Here is a 26,185-nt window from a genome sequence, read left to right as displayed (position 1 = left end):
AAACAATCATCATGACCTGCCTAAGGCCAAGAAAATAGTTTTGTCGACTTATGAGTGTTATCATCATTCTTATAGCCATTAGCTTACTTGTTGCTTCCGGATTTCTTATAGCCTTTTTGTGGGCAATGAAAAGCGGGCAGTATGAAGATGAGGTTACACCCTCTATACGGATGTTATTTGAAAACGAAGGCACCACTGAAAAAAAAATTGAAACTACCGAAAACCAAAATAAAGATTTATGCTAGAAAAATTCGAATACGATAACCGAATCGTAAAAAACTTTGCCATTGCTACTATGATTTGGGGCATAGTAGCCATGTTGGTGGGCTTGATAATAGCACTGCAAATTCCTTTCCCGGACTTAATTTCGAATCACATACAACATTTGGCAGGCTTCGTCCTTTGCATACCAATGCTGTGATATTTGCTTTTGTAGGTAATGCCATGTTTATGGGCGTTTACTATTCGCTACAGCGGTTAATGAAAGCACGTATGTTTAGCGATGTGCTTAGCCGCATTCACTTTTGGGGATGGCAATTAATTATTGTGAGTGCAGCACTCACACTTCCGTTTGGTATAACCACTAGTAAGGAGTATGCCGAATTAGAGTGGCCTATTGATATTGCCATTGCGCTTATATGGGTTGTGTTTGGCATAAATATGTTTGGCACAATTATCAAAAGACGCGAGCGGCATTTATATGTGGCGGTTTGGTTTTACATTGCTACCGTTGTAACGGTAGCTGTATTACATATCGTTAATTCCATGGCCATACCGGTTTCTTTTTTCAAGAGCTACTCCGTATATGCAGGCGTGCAGGATGCATTAGTACAATGGTGGTATGGGCACAATGCAGTTGCGTTTTTCCTTACAACTCCTTTCCTCGGATTAATGTATTACTTCCTTCCCAAAGCAGTTAACAGGCCGGTATATTCTTATCGTTTATCTATCATACATTTTTGGGCGCTTATATTTTTATACATATGGGCGGGGCCCCATCACTTGCTTTATACTGCCTTGCCCGACTGGGCACAGTCGCTTGGTGTGGTGTTCTCCATTATGCTTATTGCGCCATCATGGGGTGGGATGATCAATGGTCTTCTTACCCTACGTGGTGCGTGGGATCGGGTTCGTGATAATGTGGAGCTTAAGTTTTTTGTAGTTGCAGTAACTTGTTATGGTATGGCAACCTTTGAAGGACCTATGCTTTCGCTTAAAAGTGTAAATGCCATTGCACACTTTACCGATTGGATTGTAGGCCATGTGCATATTGGTGGTTTAGGTTGGAATGGATTTTTAATTTTTGGAATTTTATATTGGCTCATCCCTAAAATTTATAACGCGCCTCTTCACTCACAAAAACTTGCATCGTTCCATTTTTGGATTGGTACGTTGGGTATTATGTTTTATGCCATCCCCATGTATTTTGCCGGTTTTACACAGCACTTTATGTGGAAGGAGTTTACTGAAGATGGAATTTTAAAGTATCCTAATTTTTTAGAAACCGTAGTGCAGATTATGCCTATGTATAAGTTGCGCGCATTGGGCGGTGGCTTGTATTTGATAGGAGCCATTGTGATGGTATATAATTTAACAAAAACGGCAAATGCCGGTAGCCTGATTGCTAACGAGCCGGCCGAAGCAGCTGCCCTCGAAAAAAACTATACCGGACACCCTGGACACTGGCATCGTTGGATTGAGCGTAGACCTGTGCAAATGTTGGTCTGGAGCTTAATTGTTATTTTAATTGGAGGTATTGTTGAGTTGATTCCAACCTTCATGGTGAAGTCCAATGTGCCCACTTTAAGTTATGTTAAGCCATACACTCCGCTCGAGTTGCAAGGACGCGATATTTATATTCGCGAAGGATGCTATACCTGCCATTCGCAAATGATTCGTCCATTCCGCTTTGAAACCGAACGTTATGGTGAGTACTCTAAACCGGGCGAATTTGTTTACGATCACCCATTCCAATGGGGAAGTAAACGCACCGGGCCCGACCTGCATCGCGAAGGTGGCCGTTATCCCAATGCATGGCACTATTTCCATATGGAAGATCCGCGAACCATGTCGCCTGGAAGTATCATGCCTCCATATCCCCATTTGATTGAGGACGATTTGGATATTGCATCCACACCTGATAAGATTAAAGTGATGCAAAAACTTGGAGTGCCTTATCCGGAGGGATATGCAGATAAAGCAAACGATGATTTGAAAAAGCAGTCAGATGAAATTACCGCAGATCTTGCCAAGAATGGTATTAAAGTGATGAGCCAAAAGGAAATTATAGCCATGATAGCCTATCTGCAACGCCTTGGAACCGACATCAACAAAAACAAATTAACCGAATCAAAATAAATCTGTCAGTTATGTATAAAGAAGTATTGTCATCCATAGAAAATATCGGCATTTACCCGGTATTCTCATTCATAGTGTTTTTTATTTTTTTTACCATGATTGCTGCTTGGTTATTACGTTCTAAAACCGAAGATTTTGAAATGGTAAGCCAGTTGCCTTTAACCGAAAACGAGCAAAACTAAAATTCAAATAGTATGAAAAACAAAGCTATTTCATTGAATAAAATATGGTTAACGGTAACCTTATTAGTTCCGGGTTTTGCAACTTGGGCGCAAGCTGCTGCAAGTTCAAATAAAGTACCCGACATTTTTCTGTCTAATGAGTTTTATGTTTCATTATTAATAATTCTGATTATGTTATTAGTTATAACAACTATGGGCAAGACCATTCGCAATCTTGCTAAGATGGTGTCCGAAAAATCAAATTATACCAAAGCCATCGTATTGCTTTTGCTAGCAGGGGCTTCTAGCGCAAATGCACAAGCCGATCAGGCTGCAACCACCAAGGCGCCTACACCTCCTGAGTGGCTATTAAGCGGCAACTTTATATTAAGTGCTTTTATCATCCTCATATTAATATGCGCAATTATTATTTTGTACAGGGTTAATATGCGATTGCTCAAATTTATAAACAACGAACAAACACAACCGCAAGCAGAAATGGCTGCTGAAACAGAAGAAGCGCCTTCGTGGATGCGAAGTATATACCTGTGGATGGTTGATAGTGTTCCGGTTGCAAAGGAAAAGGACATTCTGCTTGATCATGATTATGATGGAATACACGAACTTGATAACAACCTGCCACCCTGGTGGAAGTATGGATTTTATTTTACCATTGCGTGGTCGTTTTTTTATCTTGTTTATTACCATGCAGGCACAGGCAGATTGCAGGCACAAGAGTACAATGATGAATTAGCAGAGGCAAAAAGAGAAAAAGAAGAAAGGCTCAGGGCCAGTGCCGATAATGTAAACGAAGAAAACGTTACTGTACTGGCCGATGCTGCAGCAATTTCTTCAGGAAAAGAAGTGTTTGTAAAGCTTTGTGCTAGCTGCCATAAGGAAGATGGTGGTGGTCAGGTTGGACCTAACCTAACCGATGAATACTGGTTGCACGGTGGAGGAATAAAAAATGTATTCAAGACCATTGTTTATGGTGTTCCTCAAAAGGGAATGATTAGCTGGCAGTCACAATTAACACCAAAGCAAATACAGCAAGTATCCAGTTATATACTTACCATGCAAGGTACAAAGCCTGTTGGCGCCAAGGAGGCCCAAGGAGATATTTGGACTGAAAAGGCAGCTCCTGCAGCTGCCGATACAACTGTAACGGCTGTGGTTGCTGCTGCTACCGATTCTGTAAAATAATTTATAGAGCGAATTTGCTCTGCTTATCATTAACCTGGCCTAACATTTTAAATAGTCGTGATTGAAAGTAAAGAAATCTAATTCCATTTAGGAGGATAATAAAAAATGAATTCGGAAATTAATGATATAACCGGCAGAGACGAAACTTTTCGCGATAGCATTGCAACTATAGCTGCCGATGGTAAACGCGCATGGCTGTATCCAAAGCAACCTCATGGAAAACATTATAATGCGCGAACGTTTGTAAGTGTTTTTTTTCTCATTGTATTTTTTGCAATGCCATGGATTCAAATCAATGGTCATCCGTTTATGTTGCTCAATGTGGTTGAGCGTAAGTTTGTTTTGTTGGGCATCGTTTTTTTTCCACAGGATTTCTTTCTCTTTGTATTGGCTATGCTCACGTTTGTTGTTTTTATCGCCTTATTTACAGCACTATTCGGAAGGTTATGGTGTGGCTGGGCATGTCCGCAAACCGTATTTATGGAAATGGTTTTTCGTAAGATTGAATATTGGATAGAGGGGGATATGTCGAAACAAAAAGCGCTTGACAAACGCGAGTGGGATTTAGATAAAACGTTTCGAAAATTTGGTAAGCACATTGCATTTTTTATCATCGCTTTTATTATTTCCAATACATTCCTGCAGTACATTATTGGAGTAGAAGAATGGAAAAAAATTGTAACGGAAGGTGTTGGTCAGCACACAGCCGGCTTCTTATCTATCCTTCTGTTTACCGGAGTTTTCTATGGTGTATATGCCCGCTTTCGCGAGCAAGTATGCATTGTAGTTTGTCCATACGGACGCTTGCAAGGTGTATTGCTCGATCCTAACTCAGTAATCGTTGGTTATGATTATAAACGAGGAGAGCCTCGTGGCAAATTAAAGAAGGAGCAAGATGCTCCTTTGGGCGATTGTATAGATTGTCATCAATGTGTACAGGTATGCCCAACCGGAATTGATATTCGCAATGGTACACAATTGGAGTGCATCAACTGCACGGCATGTATTGATGCATGCAATGACATCATGCGAAAGATAAATAAACCCGAAGGGCTGGTACGCTATACCAGCGAAAATGCCATTAGCAAAGGCGTAAAGTTTAAAGTTACTACGCGTATTATTGGCTATTCTGCAATTCTGTTTCTATTAGTGACTACCTTGTTTACCCTGATACTGCTTCGCAGCGATATAGAAACAACCATCTTGCGCACTCCCGGAGCCATGTATCAGAAAACGGCCGAGGGCAACATTACCAACCTCTATAATATTGAGATGGTAAATAAAACGTTTGACGATATGGACGTAACATTGAAAGCCGTAGACCCTCCAGCCACCATTACCTTTGTTGGTAGTGACCTTAAAACACTGAAGAAAGAAGCCGTTTATCAAGGTGTATTTTTTCTTCAAATGACTCCTTCGCAAATTACCAAGACTAAGACGAAAGTAAAATTCGAGGTATATAGTAAGGGTGACAAAATAGATGATTTTGAAACTAATTTTCTTGGACCAAATAATTAAGAATAAAATGAAACTGAATTGGGGGCACGGCATTACATTTACTTACCTGACGTTTGTAACAGTTATGATTTTATTTGCTGTAAAAGCATCACAGCAAACTTACGATTTGGTATCTACCGATTATTATAAGGATGCTGTCAACTATCAGGAGCGTATTAATGCACGTGTCAATGCATTGAACCAGGCCGAAGGCCTGCAGTTGAAATTGAATTATGATAAAAATGTGGTTGAGGTAATTTCCACTTCACATGAAAAAGTGGAAGGACAAGTTTCTTTTTACAAACCCGATAATGCAAAATCTGATTTTGTTGTTCCTGTTAAGTTGGAACCAAATTCTACCATTCAAATTCCTATGCAAGGTAAGCCAAGAGGATTTTGGAAACTACGCGCCACCTGGAACACAGCTTTAGGAGCATGTTCCAACGAAAGCAGTATCCATCTTCGTTAAGATGATTATGACCTGGTACATATCTGCATTTACACTTGGTCTGCTAAGCAGTTTCCATTGCGCAGGTATGTGTGGTCCCATTGCCATTATGTTGCCAGTTGATAACCGATCAACTATAAACCTGATTGCCGGTAGGCTCATTTACAACCTTGGTAGAGTTGGCACTTACATTCTGATAGGAGTGATGGCCGGTTTCTTAGGACTAGCTATATCGTTACAAGGATTTCAACGAGAATTAAGTATGATAGCTGGATTAACAATTCTTGTAACGTTGCTAATTTCCTTTACTACTAAGGGGAAATTATTTTTCTATCGCTTGTCGCAAAAGCTAACCGCTCCTATGCGTGTACCCCTTAAAATGTTATTTACAAAGAAAACAATGCTCTCCCTGTTTTTTATTGGAACGTTGAATGGCCTCTTGCCATGTGGCTTTGTATATGCTGCGGCAGCAGGTGCCACCGCTTCCGGTTCGGTAGGCGGTGCATCGCTATTCATGTTGTTTTTTGGATTAGGAACTTTTCCTGTAATGATGACTTTTTCGTTGCTATCGAATTTTGCCGGCACCAGATTTCGTAAGATATATGCACGTGTGTCGCCCATTGCAATGGCAATATTAGCTTTGTTGTTAGTAGTACGTGGTGCTTTTGTTTCTATACCCGAAAATCTTTCTGCCAATTCTTCGAACTTGTATGAAGCAATCAATTGCTTCATTCCTCACTAACTATTACGGCTGTAAATACGCACGCCATTTTTAAATCGTTTCGTATTAAATTAGTTTAACTTCTTTTTTTAGTGTGCACCAGGAATATAAAAAAACTTGTGAAAGGGTTTTTGCATCGTTCAAGAAATTGAGTTCTTGAGGCAATAAATGCGCATTTCGAAAAGATAAAATAATAATTTCTGATTCATGATTTAAGTCATTTTTTTAGGCATTTATGTTTTATTATTTTGAACAAAATTTTAAGACAATAAAGCCATGCCAATTTATCATAGCCTAGGAAAAATTCCGAATAAGCGACACGTAGTTTTCAGAGAAAGCAATGGGAATTTATATCAGGAAGAGTTATTTGGAACCGAAGGATTTTCGGGAGTATCATCATTGGTGTATCACCTACATCCGCCAACCATGGTTAAGGAGCATGGCAAACCATACAGCGTGCGTCCCGATGTAATTGTTGAAGATAACTTGCAAGCCCGCAGTTTTTCGGGCTTTTCCATTGAGCCCGAAGAAGATTACCTTGATAGCCGCAAGGTGCTTTTTTTAAACAACGATTTGCAAATTGGTCTTGCTGCTCCACAACAAGGTACCGGGGAATATTTTTTTAAAAATGCTGATGCCGATGAGATGTTGTTTATACATAGAGGCAAAGGCAAATTGAAATCGATGTACGGTACAGTTGATTTTGAGTATGGTGATTATCTTATTATCCCGCGTGGCACAGTATATCAAATACAATTTGAAACAACCGACAATCTTTTCCTCTTTATCGAATCGCATACGCCTATAGAAACACCATCCCGCTATCGCAATCAGTATGGTCAGTTTCTCGAAACCTCTCCCTTTTGCGAACGCGATTTTAAATTACCTCACTCACTCGAAACACATGATGAAAAAGGCGACTTTCTGATCAATATAAAAAAGCGTGGTCTTATTTATCCCTACATTTATGAAACTCATCCATTTGATGTAATTGGTTATGATGGATATTCGTTTCCGTTTGCATTGTCTATTTTTAATTTTGAACCAATAACAGGTCGCATACATATGCCACCTCCTGTGCATCAACAATTTCAGGCAAAAAACTTTGTAGTTTGTTCTTTTGTGCCACGCTTGTACGATTATCATCCACAAGCGATACCTGCTCCATATCATCACAGTAATATCGACAGCGATGAGTTGTTGTATTATGTTGATGGCGATTTTATGAGTCGCAATAATATCGAGAAAGGACAAATCACTTTACACCCCGGTGGTATACCACACGGGCCGCACCCCGGAGCAATAGAACGTAGTATAGGAAAAAAGGAAACCAATGAACTTGCTGTAATGATTGATCCGTTTAATCCGGTTATGGTAACCGATCAGGCACTCCTAATTGAAAACAAAGATTATTACAAGTCATGGCTTACCGGCACACATCATAAAATCGAATCAGCAATCTTATAAATTAAACATAAGTAAGAAACTAAATAGTGTTGATGACTTTTTAAAGTAACCACTCTTGTCAATCTAATAAAAGGTAATTCGTATTTAATTAAAAAAATAATACTCAATAAAAAATGATAACCGAGGATTTAACCGCAGTAAAAAATTTCAATTACTCTGAAACAAAAAAAATATTTGAGGGTGCTCAGGATTTTCTTCCCTTATTAGGAACAGACTATGTGGAGTTCTATGTTGGCAATGCCAAGCAGGCAGCACACTTTTATAAGACAGCTTTCGGGTTTCAGGACCTTGCATACGCGGGCCTCGAAACAGGTGTTCGCGACCGCACCTCCTACGTGTTGCAACAAGGAAAAATAAGATTGGTACTTACTACTCCACTGGTAAAAGATGGCGATGTAGCCGAACATATACAGAAGCATGGCGATGGTGTAAGAGTAATTGCACTTTGGGTAGATGATGCCTACGATGCTTTTGAGCAAACTACAAAGCGTGGTGCCAAACCTTATTTAAATCCGGAAACCTTAACAGATAAAGATGGAGAAATAAAACGTTCGGGAATACATACGTATGGAGATACAGTTCATTTATTTATTGAACGAAAAAATTATAAAGGTGTTTTTCTTCCCGGTTTCGAAAGTTGGAATTCGGAGTACCATCCTGCACCAACAGGCTTAAAATATATAGATCACATGGTAGGCAATGTTGAGTTAGGAGGAATGAATATATGGAGTAAATTTTATGCTGAGGTGATGGGCTTTTTTAATCTGGTAACTTTTGATGATAAAGATATTTCGACCGAGTACACAGCATTAATGAGTAAGGTGATGACCAATGGCAATGGTTACATCAAATTCCCAATAAATGAGCCCGCTCATGGAAAGAAAAAATCGCAGGTAGAAGAGTATCTTGATTTTTACAATGGAGCAGGATGCCAGCATATTGCAGTTGCTACAGATGATATAGTGTTTACTATTTCGGAAATTCGTAAACGTGGTGTTGAGTTTTTGTACGTACCCGGTTCTTACTACGATACGGTGCGCGATCGTGTAGGAATAATAGAAGAAGATATGGAAGAGTTGAAGAAGTGGGGCATAATGGTTGATCGCGATGAAGAAGGATACCTGTTGCAAATATTTACCAAGCCGGTTGAAGACAGACCAACGCTGTTTTTCGAAATCATACAACGCAAAGGGGCCAAGAGTTTTGGCAAGGGCAACTTTAAAGCATTGTTTGAAAGTATTGAGGCAGAGCAGGCACGAAGGGGAACATTATAAAGCAAACAAAAAGGATGAACGAAAGTGAATTGGAAAAAAAATTCCAGGAGCGCATAGATGCTGGAGAAAAAATTGAACCTCGCGACTGGATGCCAGAAGGATACCGTAAAACTTTGTTGAGACAAATGTCGCAACATGCACACTCCGAAGTGATAGGCATGCAGCCCGAAGGTAATTGGGTGTTGCGTGCCCCTACCTTGCGCGCAAAAAAAATACTGCTTGCAAAAATTCAGGACGAGGCAGGACATGGATTGTATCTGTATTCGGCTGCCGAAACATTTGGCATTGACCGCTCAAGCTTGATACAGATGTTGCATGAAGGCAAAGCAAAATATTCAAGCATATTCAACTACCCAACACTCACTTGGGCCGACATAGGCGCTATTGGCTGGCTGGTTGACGGTGCTGCTATAGTGAATCAAACCATGCTTGCTAAAAGTTCGTATGGGCCTTACGCACGCGCTATGGTACGTATTTGCAAAGAAGAGGGGTTTCATCAGCGGCAAGGGTATGAGATCATGGCACGGATGATGAATGGCACCTCAGACCAAAAGGAAATGGCACAGGATGCCATGAATCGTTGGTGGGCGCCTTCGCTCATGATGTTTGGCCCCCACGATAGCGATTCGCCACATACGCAGGAGTCGATGCGTTGGAAAGTAAAAGTTGAAAGTAACGATAAGTTGAGGCAACGTTTTATTGATCGCACGGTGGAGCAGGCACATCATATTGGACTTTCCATTCCTGATAAAATGCTTACTTATAATAAGGAGACCATGCATTGGCAAACTAGCGAACTTAACTGGGACGAATTTAACAGTGTGATAAAGGGGAATGGTCCATGCAATGAACAACGCATAGCACATCATATAAAATATCACAACGAAGCCGCGTGGGTACGAGAAGCAGCAATGAAATACGAACAAAAAAAATCAACAAAAATCAACATCAGTTAAACTAATAAAATAATGGAACACAAAGTTGATCAACTGCCACAATGGGAAGTTTTTTTACAAGTAAAAAGCGGAAGCCCATTTGAGCATCAAGGCAGTGTACATGCATCGGATAAAAACATGGCATTGCAAAATGCTCGCGATATTTATACACGCAGAAGCGAAGGCCGCAGTTTGTGGGTAGTACCTACCGACTGTATTGCAGCTACAACTCCGGATATGGAGCAGGAATTTTTTGATCCTGCAGCCGATAAGATTTATCGAACACCAAATTTTTATAAAATGCCACAAGGCACCAAAAACCTTTAATGCAATGAATGTTAACCATGCTTTATATAATTATTCGCTCAGGCTTGCCGACAACAACATGATCTTATCGCAGCGCCTGGCAGCTTGGTGCAGTCGCGGCCCTTTTTTGGAAGAAGATCTGGCATTAACAAATATTTCGTTGGATTTACTTGGTCAGGCAGAGATGCTTTATGAATATGCTGTAACATTAAGCGCAAAAGAAACCTCTGCCGATGAACTTGCCTTTTTAAGAAGCGAACGCATGTATTACAATTGCCTCATGGTGGAGCAACCTAATGGCGACTTTGCTTTTACTATGGTAAGGCAATTTTTGTTTTCGGTTTTTGCCAGGCATTTGTATCATCACTTGTGCAACAGTAACAATCTTATGCTACAGGGATTTGCAGCCAAAGCCGTGAAAGAAACAAACTATCACATTCGTCATAGCCGCGATTGGATAATGAGACTTGGCATGGGTACCGAAGAAAGCAACACACGCACACAATTTGCACTGAATCAATTGTGGCGATACAAAGACGATATGTTTGCCATGAATGAAACCGATATGCAATTGGTCGATTTGGGCTTAGGTATTAGTCACGAGCAATTATATCCGCATTGGGAAAGCGATGTTAACGCATTGATTGCAGAAGCTGATTTAAAAATTCCTGATGTGATTAATAAGATTGGAGGAGGCTACAATGGTGTACATACCGAGCATCTTGGCCATTTGCTGTGCGAAATGCAATACCTCCAACGCGCTTATCCCGGAGCGCAATGGTAATTTTTTTGGTCATAATATTCAAAACGTATGAAGCAATTAGTGCGGGTAAGCAAAGTTTTTTTAATGGATGTAGCCCACGCATTGTATGGCTATGATGGGCCATGCAAAAACATCCATGGGCATACCTACCGATTAACGGTTACGGTTAAGGGTTATCCATTAGATGAGGCTTATCATCCCAAATTAGGAATGGTAGTTGACTTTAGTCAAATAAAGAAAATCGTTTTTGAAAATATTCTGGCACACTTTGATCATGCATTGGTGCTAAACAAAAATTCGCCTCATAGCACGATGGACGAACTTCTGAAAAGTGAATTTGAAAAAATAATCTTCCTCGAAAAACAACCTACTTGCGAAAATCTTCTTTTGCATTTTAATAACGTGTTGACACCTTTAATTCCCGACAACCTGCAACTTATTTACATGAAACTTGAAGAAACCCCAACTTCATATTCCGAGTGGTTTGCAGAAGATAATGGATAACCTGAAAATTTTTTTTTCAGGCCCCGAGCTTTTATTAAACGGTTTTAGCAATTGTAGTAACGATGCAAGGTGAACGAGCAACACAATAGGAACTATAAATGTTGGTAGCCAGCTAAAAGGAAAATTTAGTATTGCAATATTGGGTTGGTCAAATGCAAGTTGTTGTAATGGAGAAGGAGCAGAAAAAAATGCACTTACTACAATATTAAGTAGAAGTCCCAAACAAACGATGTTCCAGCCTATAATTACCTTGCGACCAATTACCTGCTTTGTAAAACCAAAGTATGCTATTACAGGTGCAGTAATACCGGCAAGTATGTCAAAGTTTCGTCCTTCAAATGTCATCAGTACAGGGATAGATTTATTTAAATAAAGCCAATATAAAACTAGTTCAACCGGAACTCTAACGGTGTTGATATACGTTAGATGTTTTAGTGGTAAGCTATCAATAAATTGCCTCCCTCTGGAGGTGGCAAACAATAGCACTATGCTTGCTATGGCAGGTAGTATGCCTGTTAATACTATTTTTGGCGGCAGTGTGTTGGTATCAGCGTTGTAAAAGTTGCTTATGCTGAGGGCCGCTTGAATTGCCAGCCAAATTATTAATATAGAAAACAGTAGGGTTGATTTTTTTCGAATGTTGTCAATTGCAGAATTTTTAATTGCCCAAATGAAAAGAAGCAACGTTGCCAGGGTTGTAATTCCAAATACTACGTATAGGTACGGTGGTAAATTTTCTAACATACAATTGTTTTTTTTTAAAAACGCAGACGATGAATATTAACTATCACCCTATACCAAGTATTTTTTTAATGTTATATCCGTAGTAACGTACGAAATTAATTTTTAGCTTAGCAAGCAATATGTGCAAACCCACCGTGTTTTATTAATATGAACAGAAGCACATTTTATGCATGATCATTGGGGTTTTAGTATCAATAGCGGAAATAGTTATTGCCAGATTTTTTTTGGAGTTTAGATGATGTTTGTAACAAATAAATATCTGCAAAAGAGAGCGATAATTTTTGCCTGGCAAGCTTATCTGATAACAACAATTTTTCGCTGAAACATAAAGGTGCCTGCATTGTACTGCAGGATGTACACTCCACCATTCAATTTGCTAATATCTAGTTGAGTGGTTGTATCATCTGTTTTTTGCGAATAAACCAGTGTGCCCGACATGCTATAAACCGAAATAATTCCTTGTGTAAAAGCCAATTCATTTTTTACAAAGAGTATATCTTTTGCAGGGTTGGGATAAACAGACCAATTACTTGCTAAATCAACATCGGCTATCGAAATATTACAAACAAATGCCTGAATCATCCACGATGGATAATCAATATATGGATTTCGATTTCCCTGATAAAATGCAATGGCATTGTTGCGGTCAATTTCGTCTTGATTGGGAGGGTCCTGCGTATTCCATTGCAACATTGTATTGAGGCTAATTACATCAGTTAAAGGCCCAACCGATGGATACATGGTATAAAAATATGCTAGTGCTCGCGCTAAATCGCCTTTGTGTGATTCGCGAGGTTCGTAATCTGTTGGTCGGTATTCGCTGTAGCCATCAATATTATTACTTGGTATATTGCTTTGCGAGTAATTGTTGATTACCCATTTAACAGTATTGTTGTCAGGTATATCCATAAAAGGATTGCTGCCGCGGTCGGTGTTCCATAAATCGTATGATGGAAACAAATGATGAATGTCGCTAAGCATAGGATCCATACTACTAAAAAAACTTTGTGGCACCGAGTGCTCAGTATTTACCGGAGCCGGAAAAGTAATTTCGTTGCCATACGCATTATAAACCTTAAAGCCAGAATACACGCACTCTACCGAGTCATTATGATTATCGATATAAGCATACATTTTTTTTCGGGCAAGCGAATAGCCCAGTGTTTGATGTATGCCATTGTAATAATTGGTCTTTAACCATATTTTCGAATCAGTGCAATTGAGGTTTGCAGGTAATAGTTGCGCATTTACCTTTAGGATAAGTACTAACAGTATAAAAAATAAAAATTGTTTTTTCATTTAATCCATTTAACATAAGCGGTTGTACAGCTAAGCGAACTTAATTATACAACCTAAAGTCACTCGTAAAAGTGCTCTTCAAATATACAACAAACTGTTCCACAAAAAACGAAACTTGTTTTTTAGTATAGATGGCAATTTTACATTTGGATAAAGATGAATGATACAGGCCTGATAGACGACTTACTTTACGGCAATTAGGGCTTAAATAGCATGGGTAAAAATAAATCAAATAAATTAAGTACTGCTGCGTTGTACGAGATGCCATTTGTCAATTGGTATACGAAAGCAAAGTTGCCATTGCCGTTACTGTTAACCAGCAGCTTACCATGTTTTACTGAAACATTGGCAACATGATTAAATCCGAAATTCTTCAAAATAAAAGAGCAGGTTAAGGCGAACAAGTCATTGAAAATTTATCTCAAAAACTAACCGAAGATTTTGGCAAAGGCTGGACCAAACAACAGATTTCGAATTGTCTCTACACTGTAGAGACTATTCCCTCCAAACGGATTATCTCTGCACTGTCGGGAGAATTAAGTTGGTCGCACAAATTTATATTAAAGACGATTTGCAACGCGAATTCTACATGCAGATTTGCAGCAACGAACGATGGAGTGTAAGGCAATTGCGTGAACGCATTGATAGCATGTTGTATGAAAGAACTGCGTTTTAAAAAAAACATAAGAAGAGATTCAAGGCATTAAGGATAAAGTCAAAAAACAGCAAACAATGGATGATTATATTAAAGTAATAATAGGAGGTATTGGTTTTCCGGCTATAAAAATGTTAGTAAGCAAAATGATTCTGCGCTGCACGGCATATGACTTAACTTGGGATGATTTCAGCAATGAGGAATTGCTTACAGAATTGAAAAAAAAGCATTCTTGAAGAAGGAAAATTGAATACTATTGTTGAATTGAAAAAAGCCATTGAAATAAAAGATAATCGCAATCTATTTATCCCAAAAGAATCTAGTAACAATGAATCAATAAAATAATAACGTGTGATGGTAAGTTTTAAATCAAATCAAAAAAAACTTCTGCAAACCCTTAAATTAATAAAAGCAGCTATTCGTTGTAATAAAGTCGCTGCTCAAAAGATAATTTGTGATATTACTGTCACAGATGGTTTGGTACAATTTGCTGTGCCGGGTGCAATATTTACTTTGGAAAGTAAAACAATTGGAACAACAAAGGCAGCAGTTTATGCTTTGCACTTTATTGAAATAGTGAAAGCAGAGAAAGGTCCGGATATTGAAGTAATAATTAACGATAGCAAGGTAACTATAGGCAAAATAACAATTCCCGCGAAAACAACATTTTTCGAAAACGATCAGATATTAAGAACTATTCAATTGCCAATCAATTATACGGACGCTGATCTGCTGCGCCTTTCATCTGAAGGTTATACTTGGTCTGAATTGGATTTTAATAATTTAACTAAATCTATCCTTATGGCAGAGGAAACCCTGAAGCGGAACCTAGCACTCGCTTACAATAATTTAAAAATATATGGAGTAAGTTATCAAGAGCTTGAAACTATAACAAAAAAGAAAATATTTGATAAGTAAATCGTATTCCAAAAAAGACAGCAAATAGGCATTAAAAGACAATACGGGTTAAGAAAAAACCAATTACTTCAAAGATACCGACTTAAAAAAAGCACCATGAAGGGTTTCTCTGAAAATAATACTCTATACTTTTTTCGAAATAATTATGGGGCGCATGGCACTTCCACTTCTGCCAAACCATTCATATGGGTTTACAAAAATAAGCCACCGACAATACTTTTCACTGAAAAATGAAATGCAACTTTAACTAAGAATTTATACTTAAACCAAGAATCAAAAAACGCAGCAATTGCCCAAGGCAATTACTTGTTGGCACTGTTATAAATACGCTCAATAATATCAACCACTTTCAATCCTTCTAGGGCATTGGTAGTGGCGCTTGTTTTGTCTTGTATGGTATCAACCACGTTTTGTATAACAAAACCATGGTTGTTGGCCGATCCTTTGTAAGCACCATAATCATTGGCCGGGTTTGTTTCGGCAAGCGTTGGCAAGTTGTAATCTTTAATATGGCAATAGTCAACTTGATTCATATACTGTCCGCCAACTTTTACGCTTCCTTTACTTCCTACTACCGTCAGGCTGCTTTCGAGGTTTTTGTCCCACACTGAAGTGGAAAAATTAATACTGCCCATCCCACCATTTACAAATTGAAATTGTACAATGCCCGTGTCTTCAAACTCAGTTAATTGAGAGTGGTTAAAATCTGCAAATGATGCTTTGATATGGTCGATATCGCCAAATATCCAATATAGTAAATCGACCCAATGAGAGAATTGAGTAAACAAAGTTCCACCATCTAAATTTTTGGTGCCATGCCAGGTACCCGCTTTGTAATAGCGCTCATCACGATTCCAATAGCAGATAAGCTGAACCAGGAAGATGTCGCCAATAATATTATTGTCAACGATATGCTTTAGCCATTCGCTTGGTGGTGAATACCGATTTTGCATTACACAAAATACATGGCGAGAAACCTGTAATGATTTAAAAATAATTTTTTCGCAATCAGCTTTAGTAAGCGCCATTGGCTTCTCTATAACCACATGCTTACGCGCCTGCAACGCTTCTAATGCAAAAGCTGCATGTAGTCCATTAGGTGCACAAATATTTACTACTTCTACTTCAGGGTGTGCAGCTAGAAGTTTTTCAAACGAATTATAAAAAGGCAAATCGTAGGGTAATGTTAACTGCTCTAGCGGCTTTATATCGCACATAGCCACCACTTCACAATCAGGATGTCGATGTATCATTTCAATATGGCGTTTTCCAATATGGCCACATCCTACAACGGCAAATTTTATTTTTTTAACCATGTTCGCTGCTTATTGAATTTTTTGCACCCTGCCATTTTCTAATTTATAGCGCTCTTTGCTTTCGGGGCAGGTGGCGTGGCCGGTGGCATCAAAACTCAATTTGTGTCCGTACTCGCTCATCCATCCGGTTTGACGCGCAGGGTTGCCCATGAGCAACGCATAGTCAGGTACATCTTTAGTGACTACAGCACCGGCTCCTATAAATGCAAATGCTCCTATGGTGTTGCCGCAAACAATAGTTGCGTTTGCGCCAATGCTTGCCCCTCTTTTTACCAGCGTTTGCTTATACTCATTCTTGCGAGCAACAGCACTACGCGGATTAATTACATTGGTAAAAACCATACTGGGTCCAAGAAAAACATCGTCCTCGCAAAGTACTCCGGTATACAGGCTCACATTATTCTGAACTTTTACATTATTACCTAGCACCACATCGGGTGATATTACTACGTTTTGCCCGATATTACAGTTGCGGCCAATTTTACAGTTAGGCATAATATGACTAAAATGCCATATGCGTGTGCCTTCGCCTATTTCGCATCCGGCATCTATTACTGCACTTATATGTGCTGAATAACTAAGGTTACTCTCCGGTTCAAAACCTGATTTCATATCAAAAATGTAATTATCTTTTTTTTTGGAATGGGCATCAAATGTACTATTGTTTTTTAAAGTGGATAAAATTGCAGTTTTCATGGAGACAAGTATTTTGTTGATTCAAATTGGTAGTATAAAAATCAGGCCATTATCCTCTTTTGGCTGTTAACTACTTTTTTAAAATAGCAGTTATTAAGCAAAATAGTTTTATCAGAAAAAAATATGTTTGTCCGGATTTGTAACCCCAAACTAAATGACAGAGCCAAAAGATTCAATATTGACACGGACAATTCGTTCCTCGTACATTTCGAGCATTGTAAGCACTACACTTGTGCTTTTTTTGTTGGGCATGCTAGGCATATTATTATTGCAGGCCTACCGGGCAAAAAACTATGTAAAAGAAAATCATTTGATAACGCTTTTTTTACAGCCCGATGTGGTTGCTGCCGATATCAATACCTTGTTAAAAGAATTGCAGCAAAATGAAGCTGTAAAACAAGTAAAGTATATTAGTAAAGAAGAGGCTGCGCAAATTATGCAAGAGGAGTTAGGCGATGATTTTATATCCACCCTGGGCTACAATCCCCTTAACCCGAGTATTGAGATATTTTTTAATGCCGATTATGTAGACAATACGGTGATTGACCATTTTAAAAATGTAATGCGATTAAAAAAACAAGTGAAAGAAGTAGTGGCTCAGCAATCACTTGTAGAGCGCATCAATCAAAGCCTCGAAAAAATTTCTCTTATCGTAATCATTCTCAGCTCGCTCCTTGGTTTTGTGGCTATTATTTTAATAAACAATACCATCCGACTCACCTTGTATGCCAAGCGTATGCTTATTCGTAGCATGCAACTGGTTGGTGCTACACGCACGTTTATTCAAAAACCATTTTTAATAAAGTCTGTTATCAATGGGTTGGTTGCTGCTGTAATTGCTTCGGCTTTGCTTATTCTGTTTGTAACTGTTGTAAGAAGATATTCAGCCGATATTATTGTAGTCACCGATGTTCAAATGTGGCTGACCATTACCGGAATATTAACTGCTATAAGTATTGGCATTTCACTAATTTGTACTTTCTTTGCGGTAAACAAATGGTTAAATAAACCGGCAGATGCCATGTTTTAAGCCCCTTGTTTACTCTGACAATTTAATTCTTTTTTGAAAAAAAAATTATGGCATTAGTACCTAATAAAAAACAAGAAGCCCCAAAAAGCCCCTCCAAACCTAACGATACCGGCAAAGTTGATTTTGCTTTTGGACGCGAAAATTATATGCTTATGCTTATTGGCATAGCCGTAATAATTTTAGGATTTATATTAATGGCAGGTGGCAACCCCGATGACCCTACCGCTTTTAGTCCCGAAATTTTTAGTACGCGTAGGATTACCATTGCTCCCATAGTAGTTATTCTTGGCTTTGGTATTGAGGTTGCAGCTATTATTTATAAATCCAAAGAGTAAGGACCCCTTCATTATCCATGACTTATTTACAAGCTATTATCATTGCCATTGTAGAAGGGCTGACTGAGTTTTTACCTATTTCCAGCACCGGGCATATGATTATTGCCGAAGCATTCCTAAAGATTGAAGATAAGGAATTTGCCAAGCTGTTTACAGTATGCATTCAGTTTGGAGCCATTCTTAGTGTAGTGGTTTTGTATTGGAAGCGTTTTTTTAAATCGTTCGATTTTTATTTTAAGCTGATAGCAGGATTTATACCAGCGGTAATTGTTGGCTTGCTGTTAAAAAAACACATCGATGCCTTGCTCGAAAATGTAACTGTGGTTGCCATAGCCTTGCTTCTGGGCGGTATTATTTTGCTTTTTATAGATAAAATATTTCAGGATAACATTCGCGAAAAAATTATCAATTATAAAGACGCATTTGTAATTGGTGTTTTTCAATGTATAAGTATGATTCCCGGAGTATCGCGGTCGGCAGCCACTATTATAGGCGGCATGACTATGGGGTTGACGCGCGCACAGGCTGCCGAATTTTCTTTTTTTCTTGCCGTACCTACCATGTTCGCAGCAACGATAAAAGAATTGTATGATTATTACGAAAAGGGAATAGTCATTTCCTCTGACCAGATAAATTTGTTATTGGTGGGCAATGCTGTTGCGTTTATAGTTGCTCTTATAGCCATTAAGGGATTTATCAGTTTTCTCAAGCGTAAGGGCTTTAAACATTTTGGTTATTATCGCATTATAGTAGGCGCTTCATTACTGATATTGATATATGTGTTTCGCTATGATTTACATATGGCCGGATAACTTATTGCAGCAATGTCACCACACTTTACGCTCGAGCAGTTATTTAACGGCAGTACACTAAACATAAATAAACCGTTACGATGGACCTCCTTTGATGCGGTAAATTGCATTAAACTTACTGCCAACAAACTCAAGCTTCGCAATGCCGAAGGACAAATAAGAAAACTAAAAATAGGGCACGCAGGTACACTGGATCCATTGGCAACAGGCGTTTTAGTATTGTGCACTGGCAGCTGCACCAAGCAGATAGAAAGTATACAGGCACAGTTAAAAGAATATACAGGCACCTTTTTTATTGGTGCTACCACTCCCTGCTATGACCTTGAAAAGGAGCCCGATACTTTTTTTCAAACCGATCTTATATCTGCCGAGCTGATACATGCAGTTTCAAAAAATTTTGTTGGAAAAATTATGCAGGCACCCCCGGTTTTTTCGGCAGTAAAAGTAGATGGTAAGCGTGCGTATCACCTGGCACGTGCAGGGCAGGAGGTTGCCATTGCCGAAAAAGAAGTGACCATCTATGCATTTGAAATTACCAACATTACCATGCCTGTTGTTTCATTTAGGGTAGTATGCAGCAAAGGGACGTATATACGCTCACTGGCAAATGATTTTGGAAAAGCACTGCAGTCAGGGGCTTACCTAAGTTCGCTTTGCCGCACAAAAGTAGGCGACTATCACCTTGAGTTGTCAGTGACAATAGAAGAAGTGATAGCGCGAATGCACCAACTCCACCAAGAGCAAAGCCAATAACATTACCAAAGTCCGAAATTGTTTTCTATCATTTCTTTACCCCAACGGTCTTTACCAAATTCCTTTTCCAGCTTAGCCTTTAGTTCATTGGTTTTATAAACTTTTGCTTTGGTCTTTTTTAACTGCAAGTTTTCAGGAGAAGGGTTTGTCTGATCTACACTTTTTGCAAAATAGATAACACCACCATCCTCAGTGGCAAGACCAAGTATGGCTCCCGGTAGTCCAATAAAATTTTCTGGGCCAATGCTCAATTCTATTTCAGTGCAATACCAGGCATAAATGCGGGTGCTGTCATTAGCCTGCCAAATAGCCTTTCGGCAATTGTAGCCGCATATGTTTCGTTTGCTATCTGTTATTTTCCAGTCACGCCTTACGAGCGAATCCTTCAAAACAAACTCTTCGTTCCAGATTTTTTTTATCGTAAGCCGCTCCCCGGTATTATTGTTTTGGTAAACCATATTCTTGATGGTAGCCCAGGCGTAATACTCACGAAGGTCGCTTTCCTGTTGTTTAAACAAGGTGATACTGTCATTAAAATAAAGTTCAAAAACATCGATTTTAATTTTGTCACTTTCTTTTAGCCAGTCTTTGGCATCATCGCTTTTTAGTTTTTTGTATAGATTAGTTTTTCGTTCATACACAATTTTGCCATGCCGTATTTGTGCATGCGACTCCTGGCACAAAGCTATCAGTACAACTATAACTATATATGTTTTTAATTTATGCATCCTATTTGGTTAATATTGAAGAAGTATTTGCGTGCAAATCATCTGCATCAGGAATCAAAAGGGTTTTATTATTTCAGGCATTTTATTTTCTACTAGTTTAATATTTTTGGACATTTTACCAACCCTCATCGTCTTCATTTGCATTCTTACTATTAAACTTATACATCAGTTTTATCATGTAAAACCGGTTAATCACATTGGTTTTGGTATCGGTAATGGTATTGTTTGTAATGTCGCGTGAGATATTGATGTTTTGATTAAGCAAGTCATAGCCTTCAACACTTAGCTGCATTTTTTTATCCTTCATTACTGGAAAAAGAATACGGGCATTGAGCAAGGTGAATTCCGTATTAAAACCTTGCGCCCGCTGATTATTTTTTACATACTCAGCTTCTGCTTCAATAGTCAATAGCTTGGGTATTTCTAAACTAAAGCTTCCCGAAATGCGGTCGGTACCGAAGGGCCTGTTGCTGGCATTGTTGAGCGAAGAAGATGGTTTGCTATAACTATAATTATAACTCACCGAGGCTTCAAAGTTTTCGAGTTCGGCACTCATCTCTACACCGCTGCTTATGCCGCGGTCAAGGGTAATGTTTTCGCGCCCGCCAATAAAATTCTTAAACCGGCTATAATTGGCCGATATATCTGGGGCGATACTCAGTTTTTTCGACAAAAAAGATTTGGTGTAATATACGTTTGCATCTGCCGAGTAATTGCCATTTACATTAACGGTGCGTGTATATGTTCTTCCCTGACTATCGTAGGTTATTTCATTGGTAAAATCATTGGCGGTGTTTGTAATATTGATACTCGACCATAGATTATTTCCAGATATGGCTTTCCAAAAGTTATAAGTGATATCTGCTTTGTGTTTAAAGGTGGGTAACAATTCGGGATTGCCAATCCGAATATTATTTGGATTGCTATTATCATTTACCGGCTGTATTTGATTTATATCGGGCAATCGGGAACTTGTGCTATAACGAAAAGAGAAATTGGCATTGTCCTGAGTGCGTATTCGCACAGCGGCACTTGGTAGTATCTGGTTTACTTCTTGCCTGAGCACCGAGCCATCTATCAGGTTAACATTTTTTGCATTCACATGTTGACCCCGAGCGCCTGCGGATGCTCTTATTTTTTTAGTTTCGTAAATGAATCTGGTGAAAAGTCGGTTACTAAACCGTAGGTTTTCAAAATTATTGCTTAGCAATCCGTTAAACAGGTTATAGCTATTTTCTAAAACATTATAATCATACGTCTCGCGATTCTGATTGCTTTTATCGCGACTCCATTCGTAGCCAATCTCACTTTTGAATTTAGGGGTGAGGGGCTCTGTATAGCTCAGTTGGGCACCCTGAAAGGTATTTTTTGAATTTCTGATTTTTTCCTGATCAGCATCTTCATTGCCGGTTGTAACGGTGGCTATATTGGATGATAGTAATTGCCCATCGCTAAAGCCATTAGTCGTGTTGAAGTTGTAATTAAAATTTAATGACCTGAACTTCTTTTTAAAATTTCTGGAAAATTTACACAGGTGGTTTGACGCAAAGTTTTCACCGTTGGTTTTGGAAAAAATATCGTTACTGCGCAAAAATTTTTGTACGCCAGTATTAAAGTCAGTTTCATCGCTCGAGGTATTTTCATAGTTGCTAATCCTTATCTTGTTTTTTATTTCAAATTCAGTTAAGGTGTCAATCTTATAGGTCATCCCAAAATTGAACGCATTGCTTTCGCCACTTTGTTTTTGCTGCGAAGCATTTTCAGAAAAAAAAGTGGAGTCTTCTAAAAAATTTTGTGTGCTGGTTTCGGTTCTTTTTTCTACTGAGTTTTGGCTATAAGAGTAGCTCAGATTAATTTTTGCTTTCGTGTTTATTTTATCTGAGTAATAGGCGCCTCCTTTCAATACACGCGGCAGGCCATCATTATCCATAGTGCGCGAGTACATGTAGCCATCGCCATCATCCATCATGGTCATTTCGCCCATAGCATCTTCAATTCCATATTTATAGGCATCTTCCCAATCTACATTGTTTGATGGGGTATTGCTACCAATTAAAAATCCTGAAATCTTGGTGTTCGAATTAAATTTATTAATCAAAGCCTGGCCTTCGTGAAAATTGCTGCCGTTACTACCTGCAATTGCCTTACCAAAATGACCTTTCTTGGCTTCCTCTTTTAACGTAAGATTCATTACCTGTAAGGTTTCGTTGGGGGCATCTACCGATTCTGCTTTCTTTTCATATACCTGCACATTCTCAATGCCACTGGCATTGAGGTTGCGTGTAGCAATGGTAGGATCGCTGCCAAAAAATTCATCACCATCAACTAACACCTGATCAACGGCTTTGCCTTGTGAATATATTTTTCCATCCTTCTCAACACGTATGCCGGGTAATTTTTTTAGTAAGTCTTCCACATTGGCATTGGCTTTTACTTTAAATGAGTCAGCCGTGTAAACCAAGGTATCGCCTTTATAAAAAATAGCTTCGCTGTTGCCAAATACAGTAATTTCCTTGAGAGATAGTGTTTTTGGTGGCATGGCAATTTTTCCAAAATCAATTTCAAGTTGCTTCAAATTGCCTAACACAAAAAATAGTTGATCGCCAAACAAAGTATGTTCAATAATCACCTGGTAGGTATCAACCGGCAAATTGGAAATGGAAAAAAGACCATATTCGTTGGTGCGCCCATAAGCCACGAGTACCGAGTCGGCAAGGCGCGATGCAAGTACTACGGCATTCTTCAGTGGCTTGCCTGATGCGGTATCTGATACCGTTCCACGAATGGTGAGCGTCTGTGATTGCACACCAAATGCGAAACAGAAAAACAGCACGAAAGCAATGTATATGGTTTTCATTGAAAGGGGTTCAGGTACTTTGTTCTGAGTCAAAAGTATTGCTTTCATTTTATCCTGAGGCAATTTTTTTTAGTAACGAATTGTTAAATTCTAAACGGCAAAGTATTAACCGGATTAAAATTAATAATGGATATTGCGCATACTTTATTTATGCTAGAAATATGATAGTGCGTCCTAATAACTTTTTAATTCGCGAAGCAACCCAAGCCGACTTACCCGGCATTCTTGCAATTTTTAACGATGCAATCATCAACACCACTGCTATTTACGAATACAAAACATATACTAGTACCGATATACTGAACTGGTACCAGGAAAAAGTAAAAAAAGCTTATCCGGTGCTGGTGTATGAATCGGGTAACATGATAGCAGGATTTGCAAGCTATGGTCAGTTTAGGGTGCGTGCGGCATATAAGTATTCGGCCGAGCATTCGGTATATGTACATAAGGACTTCAGAAAACAGGGTGTTGCGCGTAAGTTGCTTTTCGAATTATTTCGAAAAGCGGAAGCAAATAACATTCATACGTTAATTGCCGGCATAGATGCAGAAAATACCGTGAGCATTGACTTTCACAAGCAGCTTGGTTTTGAGCAATGTGGTTATATAAAAGAAGCGGCTTATAAATTTGGGCGATGGCTTGATCTTGTTTTTATGCAGTTGATATTAAAAACACCTGAACACCCAACCGAAGATTAATGTTGCACCATCAACTTTGTGCGAAACACTTTGTTTTCGCAAATTAATTTACATACATACATTCCATTTGGCACAAGCCGTAACGGTACCTGTATGTGATTAAAATGTTTTGTAATTGGAATTAAAATTTCCTTTCCTGAAATATCATAAAACTGTACTGTAAAATTTTTGTTAGTTGGTGCAAATCCTGTTATTACTACATAGTCTTGAGCGGGATTTGGATAAGCAATCAATTCTTCGGGTGGTGCACCTTCGGCAAGCGACACCTGCGTATAAGGCAAACGAATACGATAGAACGAGCCTGCATTGCCCCCGTCAAATTCAATAACATACAAGCTGCTGTCGCGCAATGCCGCATCAATAGGCGTAATGAAATTTTCGGCTATGCGGTAAGCATTCATTTCATAATTATCACCGGCCAGATTCAATTGCATATCAAGCATCAATAGATCTTCGCTATGATCATTAAAGGGAGCCAGTAATTGACTGAAGCCCGCCAATGCAGTATCACCTCTTGTCCAACTCAATACAAAACCGTTGCCTTTCATATCGCTACCCAGCAGGCTATCCTTGTCGAAGACCAGCCCCAGTGGCGACCGGTGTGCTGTAAAACTAGATGTGCCAGTACCATTGAGTGCGCCATTTACGATTGCACCTGTGGTGCTATCGCGGTACAAAGCAGCATCGGGTCCATTGTTCTTACAAGGTAGTTGAAAATTTATAAGTGGCGCCTGAGGGAATGTGCTGTCATTATAAAAAAAGCCATTTAAAAAAGCAGACGAAGCGTGATTAATCAATAAGTCGGTTGCAGGATTGAAACCCGGATATTGTTGCGGATTAGGGTTACTGCCCATTACATAAGGAAAACCATAGTGCAGTCCCTTGCGTATCCAGTTGAGTTCGTCATCATCATCGCGATCGCCACTATTGTCGCAACCCAGCAAATGCCCGCTTGCATTATAGGCAAGCGCATACGTATTACGTACGCCTTCGCAATAAATAAATCCACTGTACTGTATCCCTATGCTATCATTAGGTATGGCTATTTTGACACCATTAGCCGGAATGGCCAGCATTCGCGAGGTATGCGGAGTATTTCGTAATCCGGGAAACTGTCCGTTGCGCGATTGCTCTTCGCCATGATCGCCACGAGCACCACTACACCAGATAATAGTGTCGCCCGCCTGATTCAAAATCATTCCTGAAAAGTAATGATCAAAAGCCGATGCAGTTTCATACCAGCCTGATGCCACCACCTGCCATTGCGTGTTTCCATTAGCACCTAACACCCCCCTAACCACCAACCCTTGTGTATAGGCCGAATCTGTGTGGTTATTGCCCGAAACGTAGATTGTGCTATCATGAAACTGTAAGCCTTGCATGTACGTAATTCCATGATGTGCTGATGTAAACATGAGTGTATACGTAGCGCTATCCGGAGTGATAAAAGTAACTTTATATATATTGCCTGGCACATCGCATAAATAAAAACTCGAGTCCATTTCGCGGTAAGCCATGCGTGTAACCAAAGGGGGAGCTTTCATCAGTTTGGTTATGGTTATATCATTTCGTAAAGGTACAGGCTGCGCATGTAACCCCGGCAAGGTGGAAAGCAAAGTCAATACAATTACAAATACTTTTTTCATGGAGCTTATTGATAACGTCAAAAATAAAAAAAGCCGGCAACATGGCCGGCTTAAATTTCAT

General features: G+C 39.2%; 27 protein-coding genes and 2 pseudogenes. 21 read left to right on the top strand and 8 right to left on the bottom strand.

The window, feature by feature from the left end; genetic code table 11:
* Positions 1-50 precede the first annotated feature (50 nt).
* From ccoS to IPO27_06025, 13 genes and pseudogenes are all read left to right on the top strand, one after another.
* Entirely contained in the window at positions 51-245 is a 195-nt protein-coding gene (gene ccoS, locus IPO27_06085; protein ID MBK8846157.1) for a cbb3-type cytochrome oxidase assembly protein CcoS, read from the top strand.
* Positions 239-2,358, top strand: a pseudogene (gene ccoN / locus IPO27_06080) (cytochrome-c oxidase, cbb3-type subunit I). The gene ccoS and the pseudogene ccoN overlap by 7 nt, the downstream one beginning before the upstream one ends.
* An 11-nt stretch (positions 2,359-2,369) precedes the next feature.
* Complete coding sequence (locus IPO27_06075) at positions 2,370-2,540, top strand: CcoQ/FixQ family Cbb3-type cytochrome c oxidase assembly chaperone (GenBank protein ID MBK8846156.1); 171 nt, start codon at positions 2,370-2,372, stop codon at positions 2,538-2,540.
* 12 nt (positions 2,541-2,552) lie between these two features.
* Complete coding sequence (locus tag IPO27_06070) at positions 2,553-3,722, top strand: c-type cytochrome (GenBank protein MBK8846155.1); 1,170 nt, start codon at positions 2,553-2,555, stop codon at positions 3,720-3,722.
* A 105-nt stretch (positions 3,723-3,827) separates the two neighbouring features.
* Positions 3,828-5,240, top strand: coding sequence for a cytochrome c oxidase accessory protein CcoG (gene ccoG / locus IPO27_06065; protein MBK8846154.1), 1,413 nt, complete (start codon positions 3,828-3,830; stop codon positions 5,238-5,240).
* Positions 5,241-5,247: 7 nt separating this feature from the next.
* Positions 5,248-5,688 carry a FixH family protein gene (locus IPO27_06060; GenBank protein MBK8846153.1) on the top strand — a complete coding sequence of 147 codons (441 nt, stop codon included), beginning with the start codon at positions 5,248-5,250 and terminating at the stop codon, positions 5,686-5,688.
* A 7-nt stretch (positions 5,689-5,695) separates the two neighbouring features.
* The gene (locus IPO27_06055; GenBank protein MBK8846152.1) at positions 5,696-6,409 is read left to right on the top strand and encodes a sulfite exporter TauE/SafE family protein; all 714 of its coding nucleotides are present in this window, start codon (positions 5,696-5,698) and stop codon (positions 6,407-6,409) included.
* 255 nt (positions 6,410-6,664) lie between these two features.
* Positions 6,665-7,855, top strand: coding sequence for a homogentisate 1,2-dioxygenase (locus tag IPO27_06050; GenBank protein ID MBK8846151.1), 1,191 nt, complete (start codon positions 6,665-6,667; stop codon positions 7,853-7,855).
* Between the two features lie 113 nt (positions 7,856-7,968).
* A complete protein-coding gene (hppD, locus tag IPO27_06045) occupies positions 7,969-9,129 on the top strand; it encodes a 4-hydroxyphenylpyruvate dioxygenase (protein ID MBK8846150.1) in 1,161 nt (386 codons plus the stop codon).
* Between the two features lie 14 nt (positions 9,130-9,143).
* The gene (paaA, locus tag IPO27_06040; GenBank protein MBK8846149.1) at positions 9,144-10,085 is read left to right on the top strand and encodes a 1,2-phenylacetyl-CoA epoxidase subunit A; all 942 of its coding nucleotides are present in this window, start codon (positions 9,144-9,146) and stop codon (positions 10,083-10,085) included.
* A 12-nt stretch (positions 10,086-10,097) separates the two neighbouring features.
* Positions 10,098-10,391, top strand: a complete 294-nt coding sequence (gene paaB, locus IPO27_06035) for a 1,2-phenylacetyl-CoA epoxidase subunit B (GenBank protein MBK8846148.1) — start codon at positions 10,098-10,100, stop codon at positions 10,389-10,391.
* A 4-nt stretch (positions 10,392-10,395) separates the two neighbouring features.
* Entirely contained in the window at positions 10,396-11,154 is a 759-nt protein-coding gene (paaC, locus tag IPO27_06030) for a phenylacetate-CoA oxygenase subunit PaaC (protein MBK8846147.1), read from the top strand.
* Positions 11,155-11,181: 27 nt separating this feature from the next.
* Positions 11,182-11,637, top strand: a complete 456-nt coding sequence (locus IPO27_06025; protein ID MBK8846146.1) for a 6-carboxytetrahydropterin synthase — start codon at positions 11,182-11,184, stop codon at positions 11,635-11,637.
* A gap of 42 nt (positions 11,638-11,679) precedes the next feature.
* On the opposite strand, the pseudogene IPO27_06020 reads toward IPO27_06025, so the two are convergent.
* From IPO27_06020 to IPO27_06010, 3 genes and pseudogenes are all read right to left on the bottom strand, one after another.
* Positions 11,680-12,381: pseudogene (locus IPO27_06020) on the bottom strand (hypothetical protein).
* A gap of 294 nt (positions 12,382-12,675) precedes the next feature.
* Positions 12,676-13,680, bottom strand: coding sequence for an endonuclease (locus IPO27_06015; GenBank protein MBK8846145.1), 1,005 nt, complete (start codon positions 13,678-13,680; stop codon positions 12,676-12,678).
* 197 nt (positions 13,681-13,877) lie between these two features.
* The gene (locus IPO27_06010; protein ID MBK8846144.1) at positions 13,878-14,057 is read right to left on the bottom strand and encodes a hypothetical protein; all 180 of its coding nucleotides are present in this window, start codon (positions 14,055-14,057) and stop codon (positions 13,878-13,880) included.
* Positions 14,058-14,215: 158 nt separating this feature from the next.
* Here IPO27_06010 and IPO27_06005 point away from each other — a divergent pair, with 158 nt between their 5' ends.
* The 3 genes from IPO27_06005 (at position 14,216) to IPO27_05995 (ending at position 15,253) form a co-directional block, all read left to right on the top strand.
* Positions 14,216-14,356 (top strand): hypothetical protein, encoded by a 141-nt coding sequence (locus IPO27_06005; GenBank protein MBK8846143.1) that lies wholly within the window; start codon positions 14,216-14,218, stop codon positions 14,354-14,356.
* Positions 14,357-14,412: 56 nt separating this feature from the next.
* Entirely contained in the window at positions 14,413-14,571 is a 159-nt protein-coding gene (locus IPO27_06000) for a hypothetical protein (protein ID MBK8846142.1), read from the top strand.
* Positions 14,572-14,689: 118 nt separating this feature from the next.
* The gene (locus tag IPO27_05995; GenBank protein ID MBK8846141.1) at positions 14,690-15,253 is read left to right on the top strand and encodes a hypothetical protein; all 564 of its coding nucleotides are present in this window, start codon (positions 14,690-14,692) and stop codon (positions 15,251-15,253) included.
* Between the two features lie 302 nt (positions 15,254-15,555).
* Here the strand turns inward: IPO27_05995 and IPO27_05990 are convergent, their stop codons facing one another.
* A complete protein-coding gene (locus IPO27_05990) occupies positions 15,556-16,569 on the bottom strand; it encodes a Gfo/Idh/MocA family oxidoreductase (GenBank protein MBK8846140.1) in 1,014 nt (337 codons plus the stop codon).
* A 9-nt stretch (positions 16,570-16,578) separates the two neighbouring features.
* Positions 16,579-17,181 carry an N-acetyltransferase gene (locus IPO27_05985; GenBank protein ID MBK8846139.1) on the bottom strand — a complete coding sequence of 201 codons (603 nt, stop codon included), beginning with the start codon at positions 17,179-17,181 and terminating at the stop codon, positions 16,579-16,581.
* Between the two features lie 238 nt (positions 17,182-17,419).
* On the opposite strand from IPO27_05985, the gene IPO27_05980 reads away from it, so the two are divergent.
* The 4 genes from IPO27_05980 to truB are packed head-to-tail and all read left to right on the top strand — an operon-like array spanning position 17,420 to position 20,195.
* Positions 17,420-18,295, top strand: a complete 876-nt coding sequence (locus IPO27_05980) for a cell division protein FtsX (GenBank protein ID MBK8846138.1) — start codon at positions 17,420-17,422, stop codon at positions 18,293-18,295.
* A 47-nt stretch (positions 18,296-18,342) separates the two neighbouring features.
* On the top strand, positions 18,343-18,630 hold the full coding sequence (locus IPO27_05975; protein MBK8846137.1) for a DUF3098 domain-containing protein: 288 nt from the start codon (positions 18,343-18,345) through the stop codon (positions 18,628-18,630).
* Between the two features lie 17 nt (positions 18,631-18,647).
* Positions 18,648-19,442, top strand: coding sequence for an undecaprenyl-diphosphate phosphatase (locus IPO27_05970; protein MBK8846136.1), 795 nt, complete (start codon positions 18,648-18,650; stop codon positions 19,440-19,442).
* A gap of 12 nt (positions 19,443-19,454) precedes the next feature.
* Complete coding sequence (gene truB, locus IPO27_05965; GenBank protein ID MBK8846135.1) at positions 19,455-20,195, top strand: tRNA pseudouridine(55) synthase TruB; 741 nt, start codon at positions 19,455-19,457, stop codon at positions 20,193-20,195.
* A 2-nt stretch (positions 20,196-20,197) separates the two neighbouring features.
* On the opposite strand, the gene IPO27_05960 is transcribed toward truB, so the two are convergent.
* Both IPO27_05960 and IPO27_05955 read right to left on the bottom strand, forming a co-directional pair.
* The gene (locus IPO27_05960; protein ID MBK8846134.1) at positions 20,198-20,923 is read right to left on the bottom strand and encodes a GLPGLI family protein; all 726 of its coding nucleotides are present in this window, start codon (positions 20,921-20,923) and stop codon (positions 20,198-20,200) included.
* A 115-nt stretch (positions 20,924-21,038) separates the two neighbouring features.
* Positions 21,039-23,729 (bottom strand): TonB-dependent receptor, encoded by a 2,691-nt coding sequence (locus IPO27_05955; protein ID MBK8846133.1) that lies wholly within the window; start codon positions 23,727-23,729, stop codon positions 21,039-21,041.
* A gap of 212 nt (positions 23,730-23,941) precedes the next feature.
* Here IPO27_05955 and IPO27_05950 point away from each other — a divergent pair, with 212 nt between their 5' ends.
* Positions 23,942-24,478 carry an N-acetyltransferase gene (locus IPO27_05950; GenBank protein MBK8846132.1) on the top strand — a complete coding sequence of 179 codons (537 nt, stop codon included), beginning with the start codon at positions 23,942-23,944 and terminating at the stop codon, positions 24,476-24,478.
* On the opposite strand, the gene IPO27_05945 is transcribed toward IPO27_05950, so the two are convergent.
* Entirely contained in the window at positions 24,475-26,124 is a 1,650-nt protein-coding gene (locus IPO27_05945) for a T9SS type A sorting domain-containing protein (protein ID MBK8846131.1), read from the bottom strand. The two genes, IPO27_05950 and IPO27_05945, sit on opposite strands and share 4 nt — an antisense overlap.
* Between the last annotated feature and the right edge of the window lie 61 nt (positions 26,125-26,185).

The sequence above is a fragment of the Bacteroidota bacterium genome (assembly GCA_016714535.1).
Classification (GTDB): domain Bacteria; phylum Bacteroidota; class Bacteroidia; order AKYH767-A; family OLB10; genus JADKFV01.
This window is presented reverse-complemented; position numbering and strand designations above follow the sequence as displayed.

Excerpts from the sequence above, each read along its gene's own strand:
- ccoS (MBK8846157.1), top strand. The coding sequence starts at position 51 with ATGAGTGTTATCATCATTCTTATAGCCATTAGCTTACTTGTTGCTTCC.
- IPO27_06075 (MBK8846156.1), top strand. The coding sequence starts at position 2,370 with ATGTATAAAGAAGTATTGTCATCCATAGAAAATATCGGCATTTACCCG.
- IPO27_06070 (MBK8846155.1), top strand. The coding sequence starts at position 2,553 with ATGAAAAACAAAGCTATTTCATTGAATAAAATATGGTTAACGGTAACC.
- ccoG (MBK8846154.1), top strand. The coding sequence starts at position 3,828 with ATGAATTCGGAAATTAATGATATAACCGGCAGAGACGAAACTTTTCGC.
- IPO27_06060 (MBK8846153.1), top strand. The coding sequence starts at position 5,248 with ATGAAACTGAATTGGGGGCACGGCATTACATTTACTTACCTGACGTTT.
- IPO27_06055 (MBK8846152.1), top strand. The coding sequence starts at position 5,696 with ATGACCTGGTACATATCTGCATTTACACTTGGTCTGCTAAGCAGTTTC.
- IPO27_06050 (MBK8846151.1), top strand. The coding sequence starts at position 6,665 with ATGCCAATTTATCATAGCCTAGGAAAAATTCCGAATAAGCGACACGTA.
- hppD (MBK8846150.1), top strand. The coding sequence starts at position 7,969 with ATGATAACCGAGGATTTAACCGCAGTAAAAAATTTCAATTACTCTGAA.
- paaA (MBK8846149.1), top strand. The coding sequence starts at position 9,144 with ATGAACGAAAGTGAATTGGAAAAAAAATTCCAGGAGCGCATAGATGCT.
- paaB (MBK8846148.1), top strand. The coding sequence starts at position 10,098 with ATGGAACACAAAGTTGATCAACTGCCACAATGGGAAGTTTTTTTACAA.
- paaC (MBK8846147.1), top strand. The coding sequence starts at position 10,396 with ATGAATGTTAACCATGCTTTATATAATTATTCGCTCAGGCTTGCCGAC.
- IPO27_06025 (MBK8846146.1), top strand. The coding sequence starts at position 11,182 with ATGAAGCAATTAGTGCGGGTAAGCAAAGTTTTTTTAATGGATGTAGCC.
- IPO27_06015 (MBK8846145.1), bottom strand. The coding sequence starts at position 13,680 with ATGAAAAAACAATTTTTATTTTTTATACTGTTAGTACTTATCCTAAAG.
- IPO27_06000 (MBK8846142.1), top strand. The coding sequence starts at position 14,413 with ATGGATGATTATATTAAAGTAATAATAGGAGGTATTGGTTTTCCGGCT.
- IPO27_05995 (MBK8846141.1), top strand. The coding sequence starts at position 14,690 with ATGGTAAGTTTTAAATCAAATCAAAAAAAACTTCTGCAAACCCTTAAA.
- IPO27_05990 (MBK8846140.1), bottom strand. The coding sequence starts at position 16,569 with ATGGTTAAAAAAATAAAATTTGCCGTTGTAGGATGTGGCCATATTGGA.
- IPO27_05985 (MBK8846139.1), bottom strand. The coding sequence starts at position 17,181 with ATGAAATCAGGTTTTGAACCGGAGAGTAACCTTAGTTATTCAGCACAT.
- IPO27_05980 (MBK8846138.1), top strand. The coding sequence starts at position 17,420 with ATGACAGAGCCAAAAGATTCAATATTGACACGGACAATTCGTTCCTCG.
- IPO27_05975 (MBK8846137.1), top strand. The coding sequence starts at position 18,343 with ATGGCATTAGTACCTAATAAAAAACAAGAAGCCCCAAAAAGCCCCTCC.
- IPO27_05970 (MBK8846136.1), top strand. The coding sequence starts at position 18,648 with ATGACTTATTTACAAGCTATTATCATTGCCATTGTAGAAGGGCTGACT.
- truB (MBK8846135.1), top strand. The coding sequence starts at position 19,455 with ATGTCACCACACTTTACGCTCGAGCAGTTATTTAACGGCAGTACACTA.
- IPO27_05960 (MBK8846134.1), bottom strand. The coding sequence starts at position 20,923 with ATGCATAAATTAAAAACATATATAGTTATAGTTGTACTGATAGCTTTG.
- IPO27_05950 (MBK8846132.1), top strand. The coding sequence starts at position 23,942 with ATGATAGTGCGTCCTAATAACTTTTTAATTCGCGAAGCAACCCAAGCC.
- IPO27_05945 (MBK8846131.1), bottom strand. The coding sequence starts at position 26,124 with ATGAAAAAAGTATTTGTAATTGTATTGACTTTGCTTTCCACCTTGCCG.